This is a genomic window from Streptomyces sp. NBC_00984 (assembly GCF_045162475.1).
In the GTDB taxonomy this organism is placed as follows: domain Bacteria; phylum Actinomycetota; class Actinomycetes; order Streptomycetales; family Streptomycetaceae; genus Streptomyces.
The window spans coordinates 1,155,796-1,173,265 of record NZ_CP108734.1 but is presented as its reverse complement, the minus strand read 5'-3'; the positions used below and the strand labels follow the sequence as shown (position 1 = coordinate 1,173,265).

The 17,470-nt window shown below is 72.3% G+C and carries 14 protein-coding genes; 10 read left to right on the top strand and 4 right to left on the bottom strand.

The genetic code is table 11. The features are described from left to right. Positions 1-3 precede the first annotated feature (3 nt). Complete coding sequence (locus tag OG520_RS04935; RefSeq protein WP_406012317.1) at positions 4-2,043, bottom strand: hypothetical protein; 2,040 nt, start codon at positions 2,041-2,043, stop codon at positions 4-6. After that, complete coding sequence (locus OG520_RS04930) at positions 2,033-2,416, bottom strand: hypothetical protein (RefSeq protein ID WP_399333243.1); 384 nt, start codon at positions 2,414-2,416, stop codon at positions 2,033-2,035. The genes OG520_RS04935 and OG520_RS04930 overlap by 11 nt, the downstream gene beginning before the upstream one ends. 300 nt (positions 2,417-2,716) lie before the next feature. On the opposite strand from OG520_RS04930, the gene OG520_RS04925 reads away from it, so the two are divergent. Both OG520_RS04925 and OG520_RS04920 read left to right on the top strand, forming a co-directional pair. Next, the gene (locus OG520_RS04925; RefSeq protein WP_406012316.1) at positions 2,717-3,397 is read left to right on the top strand and encodes a Crp/Fnr family transcriptional regulator; all 681 of its coding nucleotides are present in this window, start codon (positions 2,717-2,719) and stop codon (positions 3,395-3,397) included. 153 nt (positions 3,398-3,550) lie between these two features. After that, positions 3,551-4,405 carry a hypothetical protein gene (locus OG520_RS04920; RefSeq protein ID WP_406012315.1) on the top strand — a complete coding sequence of 285 codons (855 nt, stop codon included), beginning with the start codon at positions 3,551-3,553 and terminating at the stop codon, positions 4,403-4,405. Between the two features lie 85 nt (positions 4,406-4,490). On the opposite strand, the gene OG520_RS04915 is transcribed toward OG520_RS04920, so the two are convergent. Next, positions 4,491-4,994, bottom strand: coding sequence for a TIGR03618 family F420-dependent PPOX class oxidoreductase (locus tag OG520_RS04915; RefSeq protein WP_406012314.1), 504 nt, complete (start codon positions 4,992-4,994; stop codon positions 4,491-4,493). A gap of 841 nt (positions 4,995-5,835) precedes the next feature. Between OG520_RS04915 and OG520_RS04910 the strand changes: the two genes are divergently transcribed. From OG520_RS04910 to OG520_RS04885, 6 genes are all read left to right on the top strand, one after another. After that, on the top strand, positions 5,836-6,078 hold the full coding sequence (locus tag OG520_RS04910; protein WP_406012313.1) for a hypothetical protein: 243 nt from the start codon (positions 5,836-5,838) through the stop codon (positions 6,076-6,078). A 207-nt stretch (positions 6,079-6,285) separates the two neighbouring features. After that, positions 6,286-6,651 carry a WXG100 family type VII secretion target gene (locus tag OG520_RS04905; protein ID WP_399336293.1) on the top strand — a complete coding sequence of 122 codons (366 nt, stop codon included), beginning with the start codon at positions 6,286-6,288 and terminating at the stop codon, positions 6,649-6,651. Between the two features lie 82 nt (positions 6,652-6,733). Further along, on the top strand, positions 6,734-7,048 hold the full coding sequence (locus OG520_RS04900; protein ID WP_093545736.1) for a WXG100 family type VII secretion target: 315 nt from the start codon (positions 6,734-6,736) through the stop codon (positions 7,046-7,048). An 81-nt stretch (positions 7,049-7,129) separates the two neighbouring features. Further along, positions 7,130-8,476, top strand: a complete 1,347-nt coding sequence (locus OG520_RS04895) for an EsaB/YukD family protein (RefSeq protein ID WP_406012312.1) — start codon at positions 7,130-7,132, stop codon at positions 8,474-8,476. 91 nt (positions 8,477-8,567) lie between these two features. Beyond that, complete coding sequence (locus OG520_RS04890; RefSeq protein ID WP_406012311.1) at positions 8,568-11,285, top strand: right-handed parallel beta-helix repeat-containing protein; 2,718 nt, start codon at positions 8,568-8,570, stop codon at positions 11,283-11,285. A gap of 90 nt (positions 11,286-11,375) precedes the next feature. Beyond that, positions 11,376-11,699: a WXG100 family type VII secretion target gene (locus OG520_RS04885; protein ID WP_406012310.1), complete on the top strand. Its 324-nt coding sequence runs from the start codon at positions 11,376-11,378 to the stop codon at positions 11,697-11,699. A gap of 151 nt (positions 11,700-11,850) precedes the next feature. On the opposite strand, the gene OG520_RS04880 is transcribed toward OG520_RS04885, so the two are convergent. Continuing rightward, entirely contained in the window at positions 11,851-12,480 is a 630-nt protein-coding gene (locus tag OG520_RS04880) for a hypothetical protein (RefSeq protein WP_093545724.1), read from the bottom strand. A gap of 171 nt (positions 12,481-12,651) precedes the next feature. Here OG520_RS04880 and OG520_RS04875 point away from each other — a divergent pair, with 171 nt between their 5' ends. Both OG520_RS04875 and eccCa read left to right on the top strand, forming a co-directional pair. After that, positions 12,652-13,104 carry a WXG100 family type VII secretion target gene (locus OG520_RS04875; RefSeq protein ID WP_406012309.1) on the top strand — a complete coding sequence of 151 codons (453 nt, stop codon included), beginning with the start codon at positions 12,652-12,654 and terminating at the stop codon, positions 13,102-13,104. Positions 13,105-13,235: 131 nt separating this feature from the next. After that, positions 13,236-17,384, top strand: coding sequence for a type VII secretion protein EccCa (eccCa, locus tag OG520_RS04870; RefSeq protein WP_406012308.1), 4,149 nt, complete (start codon positions 13,236-13,238; stop codon positions 17,382-17,384). The last annotated feature ends 86 nt before the right edge of the window (positions 17,385-17,470 follow it).

The window sequence follows — 17,470 nt, the reverse complement described above, 5'->3', positions numbered from 1 at the left end:
TGATCAGTCGGTCCGCTGGGGCTGGTTCCTGCTGCGCCACTCGGCAAGGCAGCGTTCCGCGAGAGCCTTGCCCGGCATGGCATCGCCGCCCCGTTCGATCAGCAGGAGCAGGCGCAGGAACCCGTGCTGCCGGGAGTCGACGAGCCGTGCGAACAGCTCCTCGACGGCCGGATCCGGCGCCTCGTCCGGGCCATGGCACCAGGCGAGCAGCGCGTCCCTCATCGGCGGGTACGACGCGGCCTCGTTGAGCGCCCGCTGGACGAGTTCCGCGATGTCCGAGGCCGTCGTCGGCCCGGCGAGCATCCGGCCGCTGAACCAGATGTGGTCGAAGTCGACCAGGACGGGAAAGGTGAGAGAGGCCACCAGGGCCGCCGTGTCCTCGACCCGTGTCCAGACGACCAGGTGACGCGTGATCGTTTCCCTGGTCTCCGAGTCCCCCGCCGCGAACCGCTGTATCAGCGTCTCCGCGGCGGACAGGGCCACCGAGGTGTCCTCGGGAGTGTCGCCTCCCCTGTTCGCCACACCGTGCAGCAACATCAGCGCGTGTTCGGCCTCGACCCCGCCCACGTCGGAGCGACAGGCGTACGCGACGGCGCTGCGCAACACCGTTTCGGGTGCGTCGCTCCATTCCTGGAGCAGGTCGCGGACCTTGTCGGCGACCACGGGATCGAGCGCTGCCGTTCCCAGACACCGGGCGGCGACCTCGAAACCCGCGTGGCCGGCGGTCAGGGCGAGCTCACGGACGAGTCCGAGCGTGCGCCCTCCGGTGCGCACGGCCATCCCGGCCATCGCACGACCGGCGCGCTCGATCTCCGTCGCTGTGGACCCCGTCCTGCCCAGCCAGTGGTGCAGCGGCGGCAGCAGATCGGCGTGTTCGTGACACACCACCTCCCACACGGCGTCGCCGACCGCCGGCCAGAAGAACGCGACGGGCTGCGGACCGTCGACGCCGAGACCGGGTGCACAGTTCGCCCCGACGCCGCGCAGGATGTCCCCGAGGGGGCGTTGACGGACCAGGCCGAACCCCTGGTTGCCCATCGGCTCCCGGAGACCGTGACCTGCGGGCCCGGGTTCCGGCCCGGGACTTGCCGTGGCCAGCAGATCTGCGGCCCGCTCGACGACGATGCCGCGGTCGAGTCCTCCGTACACGGAGACCGAGAACAGGTGACTCAGGAGCTCCGGATCGTGCTCCGCACGGGCCAGAAGTTCCTGGGCCTCCACCGAGGCGAGCCGGGCCAGCACCTCGGCACGGTGCACCTCGCCCCCGGCGCCGAGCCGGCCCACGGTTTCCGCCGCCCGCGCCGCGTACCCGGGTGGCAGCCCGGAGGGCAGGACCGAGGGAAGGAAGTCCGGTCCGAGCGGCTCCAGCATGCGGGCGCGGTCCCGCGTGTCGGGGCAGATGTCCGCGAGATGGGCGGCGAAGACCTCGGCCGGGTCGGGCGGCCGGTGGCGCACCACCTGGGCACCGAAGTCCCTCTCCAGGAACCGGGTCAGCCCCGGAACGTCCGGAAGCACGATGACCAGGCGCGCCTCCGCTTCCGCCAGGGCCGCCTCCAGGTTGGACAGGTCCCAGGGCCTGAGCGCGAAGGGGGCGCCCGGCTCCATCACCAGGTAGCCATGCACCCCTTGTGGCCGGGGACGCCAGCGCGTCAGGTCCTCCGCCCCGTCGATCTGGACGAGTGCCGGGTCGTCGCATGGATGGGCGAGCAGATTGAGGGCCAGCGTCAGACGGCCCGTACCCGGCTCGCCGACCAGGAACAGGATGCCCGATTCGAGCGCGGCGAGACCCGCCTCGAAGGCCGGGGGCGGGACGAAGCGGCGCCGGGCGACCTGGAGGTCCTTCGCCCGCACGGGCCCCTGACGTACCGGTACCACGGGACCGCCGCCGGCCACCGAGGAGCTGGACATATTGCGCTGATCGCCCTGCACCACACCGGTGTTGACCGTGCTGTGCGGAGCCAGCACCAACATCCGCTGATTTTGCTCCAGTTCGGGGAGCACGGCCTTGAGGGCACCGTCGACGGAGCTCGTGTCAGAGGTCATCGTCGGCTCCCCGGACGTAGTCACCGGACACCGCGGTGTCGGTCACGTGCTGTCCGCCGTGGACGAGACCGGTGTTGATGATGCCCCGCGGGGCGTTCAGCGCGGTGTACGACCTCGCGGGAGCCGCCGGCCCATCGGTGGTGGACCCGGCACGTCGAAGGGACCGGAGCAGATCGCTCAGCCGTCCGAGCTCCTCCGGGGCGGGCGTGTATCCGGCGCGGTGCAGCGCATCGAGGACCGCTTCTTCTCCGTGGTCGTCCCGCTCCGGATCGCCGGTCCGGCCGGGCAGCGGGTGGGCGAGACCGAAGTCCGCCGGCACATCGGCTCGCGGTGCGCGATGGGTGCCACCCACGTACTTGTCGTGTTCTCGCATGGCTCCTCCGGGAGAGGGCCGGTCGAGCCGAATGGCCGCCGGCGGTTTTCCTGGCGATTCGAGAATTCCGCGCCGTCGAGCCGCTCTCCGCTCTCGCAGTGCAGAAGGAATATGTCGGTCGTCACATTCCGAACATTCGATCTTTTGGTGGCGGTTGCATGTCCCGGAGCGGCGAGCGAGAGCCTTTGTGCGACAAAGAAAGTCCGGAATGTCACAGGTAATCCAGGGTCGAAAAGCAACTGCGCTTTCACATGGCCGATTCAATAAAAAGAGGAATTTCTCATTCCGCTCCGGAAGGGAATGGGGGCCGTCTACCGTGATCGCATGAGCGAACAGACTCACATTTCTCCGGCACGGGTACTGCGGGAGCTCGTGCCCGCATCGGCATGGGAAGGGCTGGCGGGCTTTCCGCGGCGGCCGCATCCGGCGGGCGCGGTCCTGCTGCATCAGGGGGAGTCCGGATCGCATGTCCTTGCACTGCTCCGCGGCATCGTGAAGGTGGTGCGCGGGGATCGCGACGGCAGGGAGCGGCTGCTCGCCTTCCGCGGGCCGGGAGAAGTGCTGGGGGAGGTGGCGGTGCAGGACGGTGGAGTCAGACTTGCTCATGTCCGGACTCTTAGCAGGTGTGAAGTATCTGTGATCCCCGCAGCTGCCTTCCGTGCCTTCGTGACTCAGCACGACCTGGCATTTCAGCTCGCTCTGCATGCGGTGAGCCGACTGCGCGAGCAGACCCAGTCGTGCGAGGGCGACATCGATCAGCGGCTCGCGGCGACGCTGCTCCGTCTGATCGAGATCTCCGGAGCGCGTTCGTTCTCCCTCACCAGGGACGAGTTGGCGCAACACCTCGGAGTCGGCCGGAATTCCGTCACCAAGGCGCTGGAGCGGTTCGGATCCCACCGGGTGCGTTTCGGTAGGACACGTATCGAAGTCCTCGACGAGGTGCACCTGAGTCGTTTGCTCAACCGTCGAGCCGCCACCTGAACGGGGATATGGCGTGGATCACCGGTCGTCTGCACCGCGGGAGCGGAACGCTCCCCGTCGCTCGGTGAAGCTCACGGGGCGCGGAGACGACGCACCACCACATTCCCGCCCCCGCCGGCACGAGCCCCGGTGGAACCTCGAAGAGGAGCGACGATGCACGAACAGGACAACGGACTGCCCCGGGCCACCGCAGCGCCCTACACCCGCAGCCGCCCGCTGCCCCCGTACCGGGGAATCATCGCCGTGGACGCCAAGGACTTCACCGGCCTCCCCGCCATCGAGCACGAGGTCGTCAGCCGTACGGTGCCCGACCTGATCGGGACCTCATTGGACCGGGCAGGTCTGGCGGAGCTGTGGAACGACCGGAAGTTCCCCGCCTCCACCGGCGACGGATACGTCCTGGGATTCGACCCGTCGTTGATGCCCTTCGTCATCCATCCCTGGCTGTTCACGCTTCAGGAAGTGCTGACCGAGTTCAATATCCATGCTCTCGGGGCCCTGCCGATCAGGCTCCGTGTCAGCCTGCACATCGGTCCCCTGCCGGACACCGGCGACGAGTTCGGAGGCAATGGGACGGTGCGCAACGACACCCACCGCCTGCTCGACTCCCGTCCGGTCAAAGCCGTGTTGGCGTCCTCCAAGGAGAACGTCACTCAGGTGGCGGCCATTCTGTCGGACCGCTGCTACCAGGACGCGGTCGCCAGCGGGTACACGGGACGTCATCCGGACCACTTCATCGAGGTGCCGGCAACGGTCGAGGGCAAGCGGTTCGCCCAACGGGCCTGGATCCATGTGCCGCTCCCTTCCGGACCACTGAACGACCTGCACATGCCCGGCGACGCCGCGGGCGAGGGGCATGGCACGGACGGTGACCAGGAGGGAACGGGAAGGCGCGATGCATCCGAAGGCATTCGGGTGACGAACAGGGCCCCGAACGGAAACATCAACACCGGTACGGTGCACGGCGGTCAGCGTGTGACGGTGACCCGGCGCGGAACAGACGCCTGACGCTTGATCATTCCGCCGAGGCGGCCGTTCCTTCGTACCTCGCTCACGAGTTCGGATCTCGTATCCTCCGCACTCGCCCGTCAGGTCAGACGGAGGGCCCCGCTGCTGAGCGGTGGGGTCCTCCGTGATCCCTCGTCCCATCGCAGGGAGTCGGGGTGGGACCTCCGGGCCGGAACCGCTCCACCCCGACGATGTGTCGGACCTTGACCGGGCGCACGATCACAGCGACCCGCTGCTCCTCCGGCATGATCCACTCGAACCGTTCAACGCCCAGATACTTCCGGGCCAGCCGGTCCATCCGGTCATGGGCCTCCTCGCCCTCGATGAAGCGGGTCACCTCGCCACTGATCTGCACTCGGTCGAAGGGGTCGGCGGCGTCCGCGTGCGAGAGATAGACGCGGGGGTCGCGGCGGAGGTTCTCCTCCTTCACCCGGCCCACTGAGGTGTTGAATGTCAGCTCGCTCTCGCCCTCCAGATCCACCCACATTGGGCTGACCTGCGGCGATCCGTCAGCGAACACGGTGCCGATGTACCAGATATGGGCGCCCTGCAGTCGCGCGCGGACGGCTTCGTCGAAAGTCGCAGTCATCCTTGGAGGCTACCAACCGTGATCGACGGGACGGCTTCGGAAGTCGTGGGCTTCGCCGAGCCTCGTTCCTGTCCGCCTGCGATCGGAGCGTTGTGATTCCCGGGACATCCGTCGACAGTGCACGTTCGCCCGACTCATCGGTGCTCCCTCTCGGGCAGGGCCACGGTGCTTCAGGAAGTCCTTGACAGTGGTCGGCATCCCGAGTGGTCGGCATCCCGTTGGGAAAACCGTGTCGATGCAGAGCGAGAAACGCCCTTGACCTGCAAGAGCAGGCAGGGAGCCAACCGTCTGGGAGTGCCGAATGCTGCGCACCATGTTCAAGTCCAAGATCTAGCGTTTGGGTGTTTCCGCAGGTCATAGCCCTGATCGCCGCCCCGGGGTCAGCAAACGGTCAGCATCGGGCTGGACGGTGTCCGGCTTGCTGACCTGCACCCGCGACCGGGACCTGCTGCCCAGCCCAACGCCCTGCTCGGAAGCCTTAATACGTGGCTCGACAGCTCGCCCGCGGGATGGGGTCCTTCTTCAAGGAGTGCGGTTGCTCCAGGCCGACCCGTTGCCCGCACCCGTACACGATTCGGTTCCGGGACGCTATTGGCAAGCGGCGTGAGCAGGCTGGTTTTGGGACGCAGGACGACGCGATCGAGCGCCTTACGCAGATCTACGCGGAGAAGAAGAAGACGGCGCCGTCCGTTGCAGAGGCACGCCGGGTACTCGGTCAGCAGACGGTCGCGGCGACGACGCCCGCCGGGCCCACGCGGCCCTGCTCCGGCTGCGCAGCGGGGCGCACGACGAGGAGTTCCGCCGCTCCTGTCTCGCGGACACGGCCGAGTGGTACCCGGACATGGCGAGGACCCCCGATCTCGTCCTACCTCTGGACCACCACGACGACGTCGCCCGCCGCGTGAAGGAGGCCGGCGAGCTGTGGCCCGACCTGGTCGCGGTCCCCGACCGTGGTCGCTTCCTCCTTGCCCAGCTCCTGTGGTGCCCCACGGCCGAGCACGCCCAACGGCTCACGGAGCTCTCCACACGCGCCCAGCGCCGACAACTCGCGCTCGTGGGGGAGATAGCGGAGAGGGAACCGTAGAGGGCGGTGTGAGGCGTGGCCCCGGGGGGCGGGTGAGCCGATCGGGCCCGTCCGTCCCCCCACCTCCGCTCGGGGCACGCGGTGGCGCGCGTGTGCCGCGTTTGCTCAGGGCTTGTCCAGGGGCTGCTCAGTGGCGTCCACCAGGGGCGGAGGGGGCCTGTGCGATGTTTGACTACATCAGGTAGCAGGCGAGAAGGGCGGATTCCCATGGCTGAACAGCCCGCTGTGAGCGTCGGCGGCGTCACGTACCGGGTGACTCCCGAGTACTTGGCCAACGCCTCCAGTAACACGGCCCGCACTGCGACCGAGATCGCGGGGCAACTCGCGGAGCTCAAGGCGTACGTGACGAGCCTGGAGGCGAACTGGCAGGGCATCGCCCACACCCAGTTCCAGACCCTCATGGCCGAGTACGACGTCTACGCGCGGATGCTCCACGACGCGCTGGAGGGCATCTCCAAGGGCCTCCAGGGCAACTACGTGAACTACAAGGAATCCGAGCAGCAGAACCTCAACAACCTCGCCGCGCTCGGCCAGGACGTGCCGAAGATCCCGTCAGGGACCAACTTCAACTGATTTGCCGCCCCGGCCGGTTCGCGCACACCGCCCCCGGCGGTCCGCGCGCGGCCACCGGGCCGGGCGCATCCGAGGAGGAGCCATGGCCGATATCGACGGCACACCGATCTACGTCGGTGAGGGACTCGCCGCCGCGGGCGGCACGCTCAACGCCAGGGCCGGGGAGATCTCCGGTGAACTCCAGGCGCTCAAGTCGCAGCTCGCGCCGCTCGCCGACGCCTGGCGCGAGAGCCAGGCCGCGACGTACTACCAGGATCTCCAGAACGAGTGGGACCTGGCCGCCGACGGCCTCTTCGGGCCCGACGGCGTGCTCGGCCGCATCGCGCAGGCCATGCATGTCAACTGGAACAACTACAGTGACGCCGAGTGGTCGAACATGTCGACCTGGCGGCACTGAACCCACCGCGGCCCGCGGGCCGGTGGCCTCGTACGCCCACACCGAGGCGGCCTCGTACGCCCCACACCGAAGGAAACGTCCGTGCCCGATGAACGCTGCCGGGTTACCGTGGTCGGCGAGCGCAGGCGCGTCGACCTCGCGCTTCCCGCGCAGGCCCCCATCGCCGAGTACACCCCCCGGCTCGCCACCCTGTGCGGCCAGCCCGAGCCCGAGGACCTGGCTCCGGTCTGGTCGCTCGCCGAGTCGGGCGGCCTGCCCCTCGCCCCTGGCGTCTCGCTGGCGGCGGCGGGCATCCTCGACGGCGCCGTGCTCTACCTGCGCGACCAGCGCGCCTCCGAACGCGAGGAGTTGAGCGTCACCGACCTCGACGAGCAGGTCGCGGAGGCCCGGGGGGACGGCTCGCTGTGGAGCGCCCGCCGCCGTGCCCAGAGCGTCGTGCTCGCCGGGCTGTTCGTCATGTTCGCCTCGGCGGTGTGGCTCGGCGCGTACCGGCTCTCCGGCGCCTCCGCCGCCCTCGTCGCGGTCGCGGCGCTGGGCAGCGCGCTCCTCGCCTGGTACGCCACCCGCAAGAACTGGCCGCTGCCGCTCGCCGTGCGGCGGCTCGTCGCGCTCGCCGCCTGCCCGTTGATGGCCTGCGCGGGGCTCGGCGCCCCGGTGCACGGGCCCGTCGCGACACCCGTGCTCGTCGCGGGTACGGCCGTGATCGGCGCGCTCGCCGGGCTCCTCGCGCTGCCCTCGGCCGCCACCGTGCTGCTCCAGCTGTTCACGCTCGTCGCCGCGGCGTTCGTGGTCCCGCTGACCGTCCTGCACGCCGGTCTCGCCGGTTCCGCCGCCGTGGTCGCGACGGTGCTGTTCCTGCTCGCCGGGCTCCTGCCCCGGGTCACCAGCCAGATCGCGGTGCTCGTCCCCTCGGGGCGGGACACCGGCGCCGCCGTGATCGACTCCACCGACGTCGCGGACATCGTCCGCCGCGGCAACCGGCTGCTGACCACGCTCAGCGCCGTGTCCGCCGCCGGTCTGGCCGCCGCGCTGCTCGTCCTCGCCGCACACGACGACGTCTACGGCCTCGCGCTCGCCGCTTGTGTGAGCCTCGGCCTGCTTCTCCACGCTGGGACCGTCCGGGTGCTCAGCGCCGTCGCCCCCCAGCTCGCGGCCGGTGTCGTGGGACTGCTGGCGCTCGCCGTGCGCGTCCCCGAGTACGCCCTCGACTCGCGGACGGCCGGGCCGCTGGCCGCCTTCCTCGCCGGGCTCGTCCTGCTCGCCTGCGGTCTCTTCCTCGCCTTCGGCGCGGCCCTGCGCCCCGTCGAGCAGGAGCGCCCGAGCTGGCCGGGCGGCCTCGCGACCTTCCTCGCGGTCGTCTGCGTGCCGCTCGCCGCCGGGGTCTTCGGCCTCTTCGACAAGCTGGCCAACCTCGGGAGCGGCCTGTGACGGGCCGTCAGGGGCACGGCTTTCCCGTACCTTCCCCGTCAGCCGCCCCGTCCGGCGGCCACCGGACGGGGGCCCGGCGGAGGCAGGCGCGGTGAGGCTCGCCGCGGAGCGCGTGGCGCCCGGGAGCTGGGGCGGCCACCGCACGATCGGGGCGGCGGTACGGGCGGCGAAGCCCGGCGCCGTGATCACCGTCCAGGCCGGTACCTACACCGAGAGCCTGGTGCTCGACAAGGACGTCAGCCTCGTCGCCAAGGGCACCGTGCGGCTCGTCGCCGCCCGGGGGCCCGCCCTCACCGTGCACGCGGGCCGCGCCGAGGTGCGGGGCTTCGCCCTCGAATCCGACGTTCCCCGGGACCCCGTCGTCCTGCTGCGCGGCGGCGAGCCGGTGCTGCGCGACTGCGAGATCACCGGCGGGCGCGTCGAGATCGCCGGGACGACGACCGCCCGGCTCGGCGGCTGCACCGTGCGGCGCGCCGGGGCGGCGGCGGTCCGCCTGACCGGCACCGGCCACGCCGTCCTGGAGGACGTGACGCTCGCCGGGTGCACCGGTGAGGGCCTGCGCGTGGAGGACGAGGCACGGGCCGAGGTCTCCGACTCCCTGATCGACGGAGTCACCGGGCACGGTGTCCTGGTGAGCGGCGGGGCGCACGTACGCCTGAGCCGCTGCGAGGTGCGCGCCAGCGGCGAGTCGGCCGTCCTCGTCGGCGGCCACGCCACCGCGAGCCTCGACGAGTGCCGCCTCCACGGGGCGGGCGGCCAGGGCCTGTGGACGCGCGGCACGGCGGGCCGTCGCGCCCCCGCGGCAGAGGGCGCCGCGCACGAGGCCGGGGACCCGGGCCACGGGGTGCGGCTGCGGGACTGCGAGATCTTCCGCACCGCCGGTGCCGGGGTCCTCGCGGAGGACGGCAGCGCGGTCCGCCTCCACGGCTGCCACGTGCACCACACCGAGGGCGCCGCCGTGCTCGTCACGGGCGAGGCCGGTGGCGAACTCGTCTCCGTACGGGCCGTCGACTGCGCCGACAGCGCCCTCGTCGTGAGCGCCGCCGGGCAGGTTACCGCGCGGGACTGCACCTTCGCCCGTACCGGCGCCAACGGCGTCTACGCGGTGGGCGAGCCGGACCTCGCACTGACCGGCTGCACCGTGCGCGACACTGCCTACACGGCCGTCCACCTGGGCGGCTCGGCACGCCTGAGCGCCGGCGACTGCACCGTCACCGGCACCCCCGAGTACGGTCTGCGGGTCACCGCGCGCGCCGAACTCCTCGCGACGGGCTGCGAGGTGAGCGGCGCCGAACTCGCCGGGGTGGTGGTCGAGGACGGCGACGCCGCCCTGCGCGACTGCCGAGTCTCCGGCGGCCGGGACGGTGTCCGGCTGCGCACCAGCCACCGCCCGCTGCTCGCGCGGTGCGCGATCGAGGGCAGCGCCGAGACGGGCGTCAGGGTCGGCCCGGGGACCGGTGCCCGGCTGGAGAACGTGACCGTCACCGGCAGCGGCGGCGCGGGCCTGCTCGTCGAGGAGGACAGCACGGCCGTGATCGAGGACGGCACCGTGGACGCCCCCGGCGGCAGCGGCGTCGTCGTCCGCGCCGGTGCCAAGGCCGAGGTGCGCGGCCTCACCGTCGAGGGGGCGGCGAAGAACGCGCTCTACGTCGACGAGGGCGGCGCGGGCCGCTACGAGGACTGCCGGCTCACCGGCAGCCGCTTCCCCGCCGTCTACGCCGCCGCCCGCTCCCGCGTCCTGCTGCGCCGCTGCACCGTCACCGGCACCGAGACCGACCTGCTGCGCGCCGAGGACGCCGAGGTGCGCGCCGAGGACTGCCACGTCGAGGACGTCGCGGAGCCGCTGCTGCCCTCGCTCGCGTCGCCGGGCGAGGCGCGCGCCGTCCTCACGGCCGTGCCCGCGCACCGCGCCCCCGCGAGGACCGGGCCGGGCGAGGACGAGGAGGGCGCTCGCGACCCCGAGGAGGCCGCGGCCAAACTCGCCGGACTCCACGCCGAACTCGACCGCCTGGTCGGGCTCGACGGCGTCAAGCGCGAGGTGCTGACGCTGACCAGGCTCATGCAGATGGTCAAGGTGCGCCAGGACGCCGGGCTCGCCCCGCCGCCGCTCAGCCGCCACCTCGTCTTCGCGGGGAACGCCGGTACCGGCAAGACCACCGTCGCCCGGCTCTACGGCGGCTTCCTCGCCGCCCTCGGCCTGCTCAGCCGCGGTCACCTCGTGGAGACCGACCGCGGCGACCTCGTCGGCGAGTACGTGGGCCACACGGCGCCCCGTACGACCGCCGTCTTCAAGCGCGCCCTCGGCGGGGTCCTCTTCATCGACGAGGCGTACTCCCTCGTCCCGCAGGGGCAGATGACGGACTTCGGCTCCGAGGCCGTCGCGACGCTCGTCAAGCTCATGGAGGACCACAGGGACGAGGTCGTCGTCATCGTCGCGGGCTACCCGAGCGAGATGGACCGGCTCCTCGGTTCCAACGCGGGCCTCGCCTCGCGCTTCACCCGCACCCTCCACTTCGACGACTACTCCCCGCCCGAACTGGTGCGCATCGTGCAGTACCAGGCCGCGCGGCACGAGTACACCTGCGCGCCCGAGACCGTGGAAGCGTTGCACGACTACTTCGAGACCCTGCCGCGCGGCGAGCGCTTCGGCAACGGGCGCAGCGCTCGGCAGGTCTTCCAGCGGATGACCGAGCGGCACGCCGCGCGCGTCGCGGAACTCGATCTCAGCCCCGCCGGACTGGCCGCCGCCGAGCCCGACCTGCTCACGACGCTGCGGACGGCCGACCTCCCGCCCGAGGGCGCGCTGTGACCGGCGCGCCGCTTCCCCCCGCGCGCGTCCCGTACGCCGCGCCGCGACCGCAGACCCCGGAGGACCGGGGGAGAGGCAGGTGTGCCACGGATGGCTGAGGAGATCACGTTCGAGGAGTTCAAGGCGGACCTCGCCGAACTGAGGGACACGCTCGGCTACGTGCGCAAGGCGTCCGGGCTGGTCACCGGACTCATGCAGGAGATCGACCACGCCATGAAGGGCGTCGGCGAGCACTGGAACACCCCGGCCTACGGGACCTTCGACGAGATCGAGTCCTGGTTCCACAAGTGCCAGCACGACCTGGAGCGGGTCCTCGCCGACATCGTCGTCAAGATGCAGACGAGCTACGACAACTACCACGCCGCCGAGGAACAGAACGAGAAGAACCTGCACGGCGGGGGCTCCCATGGCTGAGCGCTCGCACCGCGCCGCCGGTACGGCCGTGCCGCGCGGGGCGCTCGCCGCGCCCGGGGCGCCGCTGCCCGTACGGCCGCGAGCGGGCGCCGTGCCGCGCCGCCGCCCCGCGCGGCACGCGGGGCGGGGCGGGGCCGGGCACGCGCCCCGCTCAACCGGCGGGCGGCGGCGGGAAGCGCGACTCGCGGTCGGTGTGCGCGTACACCTGCCCGGAGTGGTTGAGCAGGGCGATGTACTCGCCGAACTTCTCCAGCGCCGAGCCCACCTGAAGCAGCGCGCGCTCCATCGCCGGGTTCATCTCGGCGGCGAACTCCCGGGCGGCCGGGGCGAAGGGGTTGTCCGAGTCCTCTTGCGGCGGCTTGTAGCCGCTGGCCAGGCTCGTGTGCCCCTCACCGGTGTCGGCCTTGTCCTTCGCGGTCTGGCCGAAGACGGTGTCCTTGACCGAGGCGACGTGCGCGCGCACCTCCTCGTACTTCGCGACCGCCTCGCGCGCCTCGACGAGCATGGACTTCTCCGCCGTGCGCAGCGAGGCGAGGTCCACGCGCAGGTTTCCGGAGGGCGGTCCCGGCTTCGGCTCGGGGGGATTGGAGCCGCTGCTGTTGACGTCCTTCGGGTCGAGATTGAAGGAGGGCGGGGTGTCCCAGGCGACCTTGTCCTCCGGGACCAGGCCGCTGAGGTCCTTGCCGTTGTCGGCACTCGGCTCCGGGTCCTTGCCGTCGGCCGGTTCCTCCGGCTCGGGCAGGGGCGTCGTGTCGTACTTGGAATCTATCGGGCCGCTCACGGTCTCTCCCTCGTCTGTCCGGCACCGTCCCGGTGGCACGCCGGCCGGGGACCGATCCCCGGGAACTCTGCCAGGTTTATCACTTGTGTGCGGAATTGTCAGTGCGGACGCGGTGGCGAGTACGGGAACAAGTCCCGTACCGGGCACCGGGTTTCGCCGGAAAGGTGCGTCATGGCCGATAACGGCAAGACCGACTACGACACCTCCCTCCTGGACGTCTCCCCCCAGGGGATGGCGTCCTCGGCCAAGCGGCTCCTCGACCTGAGCAAGGAGGTCTCGCAGACCACCCAGGCCATCGGCGACCGGATCTTCGGGCTGCGCCTGCGCTGGGAGGGCAAGGCAGCCGCCGACGCCCAGGCCGTCGTGGACGAGTGGAACCGCGTGATGCGCGAGCTGTTCGGCTTCAAGGACGACCCGACGCCCGCCGTCCTGCCCACCCTCGCCGACGGTGTCGGGAGCGCCGAGCACAACTACAGCCTCGCCGAGGACGGCATCACCGGCGCCTTCGGCAAGTTCCACGACGCGCTGACCGGCGGCGGGGACGGGGAGGACCCCAAGGACACCCCGCCCGGCGCGGAGACCGACACCAACAAGACGGCGATCACCATGACCTTCCCCCACTGAGCCGCGGCCCCCGCGCCCCCACGACCGCGCGGGCGCCCCGCGTCCGCCCCCGCGCGCACCCGTGCCCCCGCCAGGGCCGCACCCGTGCCCGCGCCCCGCTCCGTCCGCCGACAGCCCGCTAGGCAGCCACCGTGAGTCGAATCCCCTTCCACCGCCCCGTCCGTATGACGCCGCCCCCCGTGCCGGAGGGCGGGACGACCCTCGCCGCCCCGCCCCAGCGACCCCAGCCGCAGGGCGCGGCGGGCTGGCTCATGCTCCTGCTGCCGCTGCTCTCCAGCGTCAGCATGGCGGCCTACATGGTCGCCTACGGGCGGGCCTGGATGATCCTGCTCGGCATGGCCTTCGTCGTGGTCTCCATCGGCATCACCATCGGCGTCCGGATGCAGTTGCGCGGCAGCCGCCGCCGCAACCAGTTCCGCCAGCGCGAGCGGTACATGGAGTACCTGTCGGGGATGCGCAAGCAGGCGCTGCACTCGCGCGCCGAGCAGCGCGCCGCCGACGCCTGGCGGCACCCGCACCCCGACCGGCTGTGGGCGCTGGCAACGCGCCGCCGCCGGGTGTGGGAACGCCGCCCCGGCGACGACGACTTCCTCCGCCTGCGCCTCGGCACCGGCACCGTGCCGCCCGCCGCGCCGCTGCGCCTGCCCGAGCAGAGCGACCCGACCGTCGAGCTCGACACCGCCTGCCGCCACGCCGCCGTCGAACTCGTCGGCCAGCACGCCGCCGTCGACGACCAGGCCGCCTGGCTCGACCTCGGCAACTCCGGCGTCGTCAGCCTCCTCGGCCCCCGCGCCCGGGGCCGGGAACTCGCCCAGGCACTCCTGCTCCAACTCTCCGTGCTGCACGCCCCCGACGACGTACGCGTCGCCGTCGTCACCGGCGGGCACTCCGCCTGGGACTGGGCGAAGTGGCTGCCGCACGCGCAACCGGCCGAGCAGGAGGGCGGGGCGCGCGAGCAGGAGGTCGTGCCGATGCTCGCCGACGACCTCACCGGACTCAACGACCACCTCCGCGCCGTCCTCGACCAGGCCGTCACGGCCCGCGCCGAGCGCGGCAACCGGCTGCTCACCCAGCGCGGTGCCGCCGCGCGACGGCACCTCGTCGTCTTCATCGACGACTACGAGCCCGAGGCCGTCTGGGCCCGCTCCGTGCTCCTCAACGAACTCCTCACCGAGGCCGGACCCGAGATCGGCCTGCACCTCGTGTGCCTCGTGGACGAGGAAGGCTCGGAGCCGGGCCGCGTCGACGTCCGCGCCCGTACGAACGCGCGGGGCGGACTCGTCCTGCAGGGCCGGGACCCGGCCCTGCACGCGAGCGTCGAGAAGGCGAGCGCCGACGAGATCGCCCCCGGCGTCCTGGAGGCCGCCGCCCGCGCCCTCGCACCCCTCCAGCTCTCCGGCGAGCGCGAGCAGGTCCTCTCCGCGCACGTCTCCCTCTCCGGAATGCTCGGCATCCCCGACATCGCCTCCTTCGACCCGGCCGACCGGCGCCGGGCCCCCGACGACCGGGACCTGCTCAGCGTCCCCATCGGCGTCACCGGCACCGGCGAACCCCTCGTCCTGGACGTCAAGGAGTCCGCGCAGGGCGGTGTCGGGCCGCACGGCCTCGTCGTCGGCGCCACCGGCTCCGGCAAGAGCGAACTGCTGCGCACCCTCGTCACGGGGCTCGCGCTGGTGCACTCCCCGGAACACCTCGCCTTCGTCCTGGTCGATTTCAAGGGCGGCGCGACCTTCGCCGGGGTCACCGAACTCCCGCACGTCTCCGGTCTCATCACCAACCTCGCCGACGACCTCGCCCTCGTGGACCGGATGCGCCAGGCGCTCCAGGGCGAACAGCAGCGCCGCCAGCGGATGCTGCGCGAGGCCGGGAACGCCGACTCGGTGCGCGAGTACCAGCTGCGCCAGGCGGCGGGCGGCACCGACTCCGAGGGCAGGCCGCTCGAACCGCTGCCGCACCTGCTGATCGTCGTCGACGAGTTCGGTGAACTCCTCTCCCAGCGACCCGACTTCATCGACCTGTTCGTCCAGATCGGGCGCGTGGGCCGCTCGCTCGGTATGCACCTGCTGCTCGCCACCCAGCGCCTGGAGGAGGGGCGCCTGCGGGGCCTTGAGTCCCACCTCTCGTACCGGATCGGACTGCGCACCTTCAGCGCCGCCGAGTCCCGGGCCGTCCTCGGCACCCCGGACGCCTACAGCCTGCCCGCCATCCCCGGCTCGGCCTACCTCAAGGTGGACGAGACGGTGTACGAGCGTTTCCGCGTCGCCCACGTCTCCGCGCCCTACCGGGGCTTCGACCCCGACGCGTCCCCCGCGGCCCTCGCCCCGGTGCCCTTCGCCGTGCACGGCGAACTCGCGCCGCTCGCGCCCGAGGAGGAGGAGAAGCCCGCCTGGGAGTGGACCGGGACGGGCGGTACGACCGAACTCGCCCTCGCCGTCGAGCGCGTGCTCACCAAGGACACCCCCGGCCACCAGGTGTGGCTGCCCCCGCTCCCCGCGCACTTCGGTCTGCTGCCGCTGCTCGGTGAGCCCGAGGAGGACCCGGAGCGCGGGCTCGTCGGCCCGCTGTGGCCGCTCCCGGGGAGCCTCAAGTTCCCGGCCGGTGTCATCGACGTACCGGCACGCCAGGAACAGCGCCCCATCGGCATCGACCTCACGGGCCGCCAGGGGCACCTCGCCCTCGTCGGCGCCCCGCAGAGCGGGAAGTCCACCTTCCTGCGCACCGCGATGCTGAGCGCGATGCTCACCCACACCCCCGACGAACTCCAGTTCTACGCAATCGACATGGGCGGCGGCACTCTTCACGGGCTCGCCGACGCCCCGCACGTCGCGGGCATCGCCGGACGCCGCGACGAGGAACGCGTACGCCGGGTGCTCGCCGAGGTCGGCCGGATCGTCACCGCCCGCGAGACGATGTTCCGCGACCTGCGCATCCAGTCCGCCGCCGACCTGCGCGCCCGCCGCGTGAGCGGCGAACTGCCCGAGGGCGTACGGGCCGCCGACGTCGTCCTCGTGGTCGACAACTGGGCCGCGCTGCACGCCGCGGAGGATGAGGCCGCCGCCACGCTCACCGACATCGCCGCGCGCGGTCTCGGCGTCGGCGTCCATCTGTGGCTCACCGCGAACCGCTGGGCCGAGATCCGTGTCGGGCTGCGCGACAGCATCCCCGGCCGCCTCGAACTGCGCCTCAACGACCCCGCCGAGTCCGAGATCAACCGCCAGGCCGCCCGCGCGCTCGGCCAGAGCGTCCCGGGCCGGGGCATCCTGCCGCCCGGCCTCACCCACCACGTCGCGCTGCCCCGTCTCGACGGCGTCGACTCCGTGGACGGACTCGCGGAGGCGGAACGCGCGCTCGTCGCCCGGATCGCCGCGAGCTGGAAGCGGCCCTCGGCCCCGGCGCTGCGCGTCCTGCCGCAGCGGGTCACCGTCCGTGAACTGGCCGCCGCCGTGCCCGTGCCCGCCGACCACTGGGAGGGCCATGGCCCGGCCCTCACCGGCCGCGAGGTGCCCATCGGGCTGCGCGAGTCCGACCTCACCCCCGTCGGCCTCGATCTCACCTCCGGCGAGCCGCACTTCGTGGTCCTCGGTGACTCCGGCTCCGGCAAGACCGCCTTCCTGCGCGCCTGGATGCGCGGCCTCGCCGCCCGCCACTCCGCGCGCGACGCCCGCTTCATGGTGGTCGACTACCGGCACAGCCTCCTCGACGTCGTCCCGCCCGAGTACATCGGCGCGCGCGGCGGCAACGCCGACCTCGTCGCCGGGCAGGCCCAGGCCCTCGCGGAGACCCTGCGCAACCGGATGCCCCCGCCGGACGTCACGGCCGCCGAACTGGCCGGGCGCACCTGGTGGCAGGGGCCCGAACTGTACGTCGTCGCCGACGACTACGACCTCGCAGCCGGCGGCATGGGACAGGGCCCGCTGGCCCCGCTCGCCCCGTTCATCCCGCAGGCCGAGGAGCTTGGCTTCCACCTCGTCCTGGCCCGCAGGGTCGGCGGCGCGGGGCGTGCCCTCCTCTCCGACCCGCTGCTGAGCAAGCTCAAGGAGAACGGCACGAGCGGGCTGCTGCTTTCCGGCGACCACCGCGAGGGCGTCCTCATCGGTGAGCAGCGCGCCCGGCGCGGCGAGCCGGGACGCGGTCTCCTCGTCCGCCGGGACCAGGGCCCCACCGTCGTCCAGATAGCCCTCGACGAGCGCGACCTGCCGGAGGAGGCCGCCGGGGACCCGGCCGCCGCCCCCCGGGAGGACGGCCCGCCGCACCACGAACCCGTCGCCGCCCGCAGCTGACCGCGCCGGTCGCGGGGCCGCCGGCCCCGCGACCGTCCTCGCCCCGACGTCCGATCCCCAGCAGTACGCCCGAGGAGGGCGCTCCC

Coding starts and splice junctions, on each gene's coding strand:
- OG520_RS04885 (WP_406012310.1), top strand. CDS start 11,376: ATGGCTGAGGAGATCACGTTCGAGGAGTTCAAGGCGGACCTCGCCGAA.
- OG520_RS04915 (WP_406012314.1), bottom strand. CDS start 4,994: ATGACTGCGACTTTCGACGAAGCCGTCCGCGCGCGACTGCAGGGCGCC.
- OG520_RS04930 (WP_399333243.1), bottom strand. CDS start 2,416: ATGCGAGAACACGACAAGTACGTGGGTGGCACCCATCGCGCACCGCGA.
- OG520_RS04920 (WP_406012315.1), top strand. CDS start 3,551: ATGCACGAACAGGACAACGGACTGCCCCGGGCCACCGCAGCGCCCTAC.
- OG520_RS04925 (WP_406012316.1), top strand. CDS start 2,717: ATGGGGGCCGTCTACCGTGATCGCATGAGCGAACAGACTCACATTTCT.
- OG520_RS04910 (WP_406012313.1), top strand. CDS start 5,836: ATGGCGAGGACCCCCGATCTCGTCCTACCTCTGGACCACCACGACGAC.
- OG520_RS04875 (WP_406012309.1), top strand. CDS start 12,652: ATGGCCGATAACGGCAAGACCGACTACGACACCTCCCTCCTGGACGTC.
- OG520_RS04905 (WP_399336293.1), top strand. CDS start 6,286: ATGGCTGAACAGCCCGCTGTGAGCGTCGGCGGCGTCACGTACCGGGTG.
- OG520_RS04935 (WP_406012317.1), bottom strand. CDS start 2,043: ATGACCTCTGACACGAGCTCCGTCGACGGTGCCCTCAAGGCCGTGCTC.
- OG520_RS04900 (WP_093545736.1), top strand. CDS start 6,734: ATGGCCGATATCGACGGCACACCGATCTACGTCGGTGAGGGACTCGCC.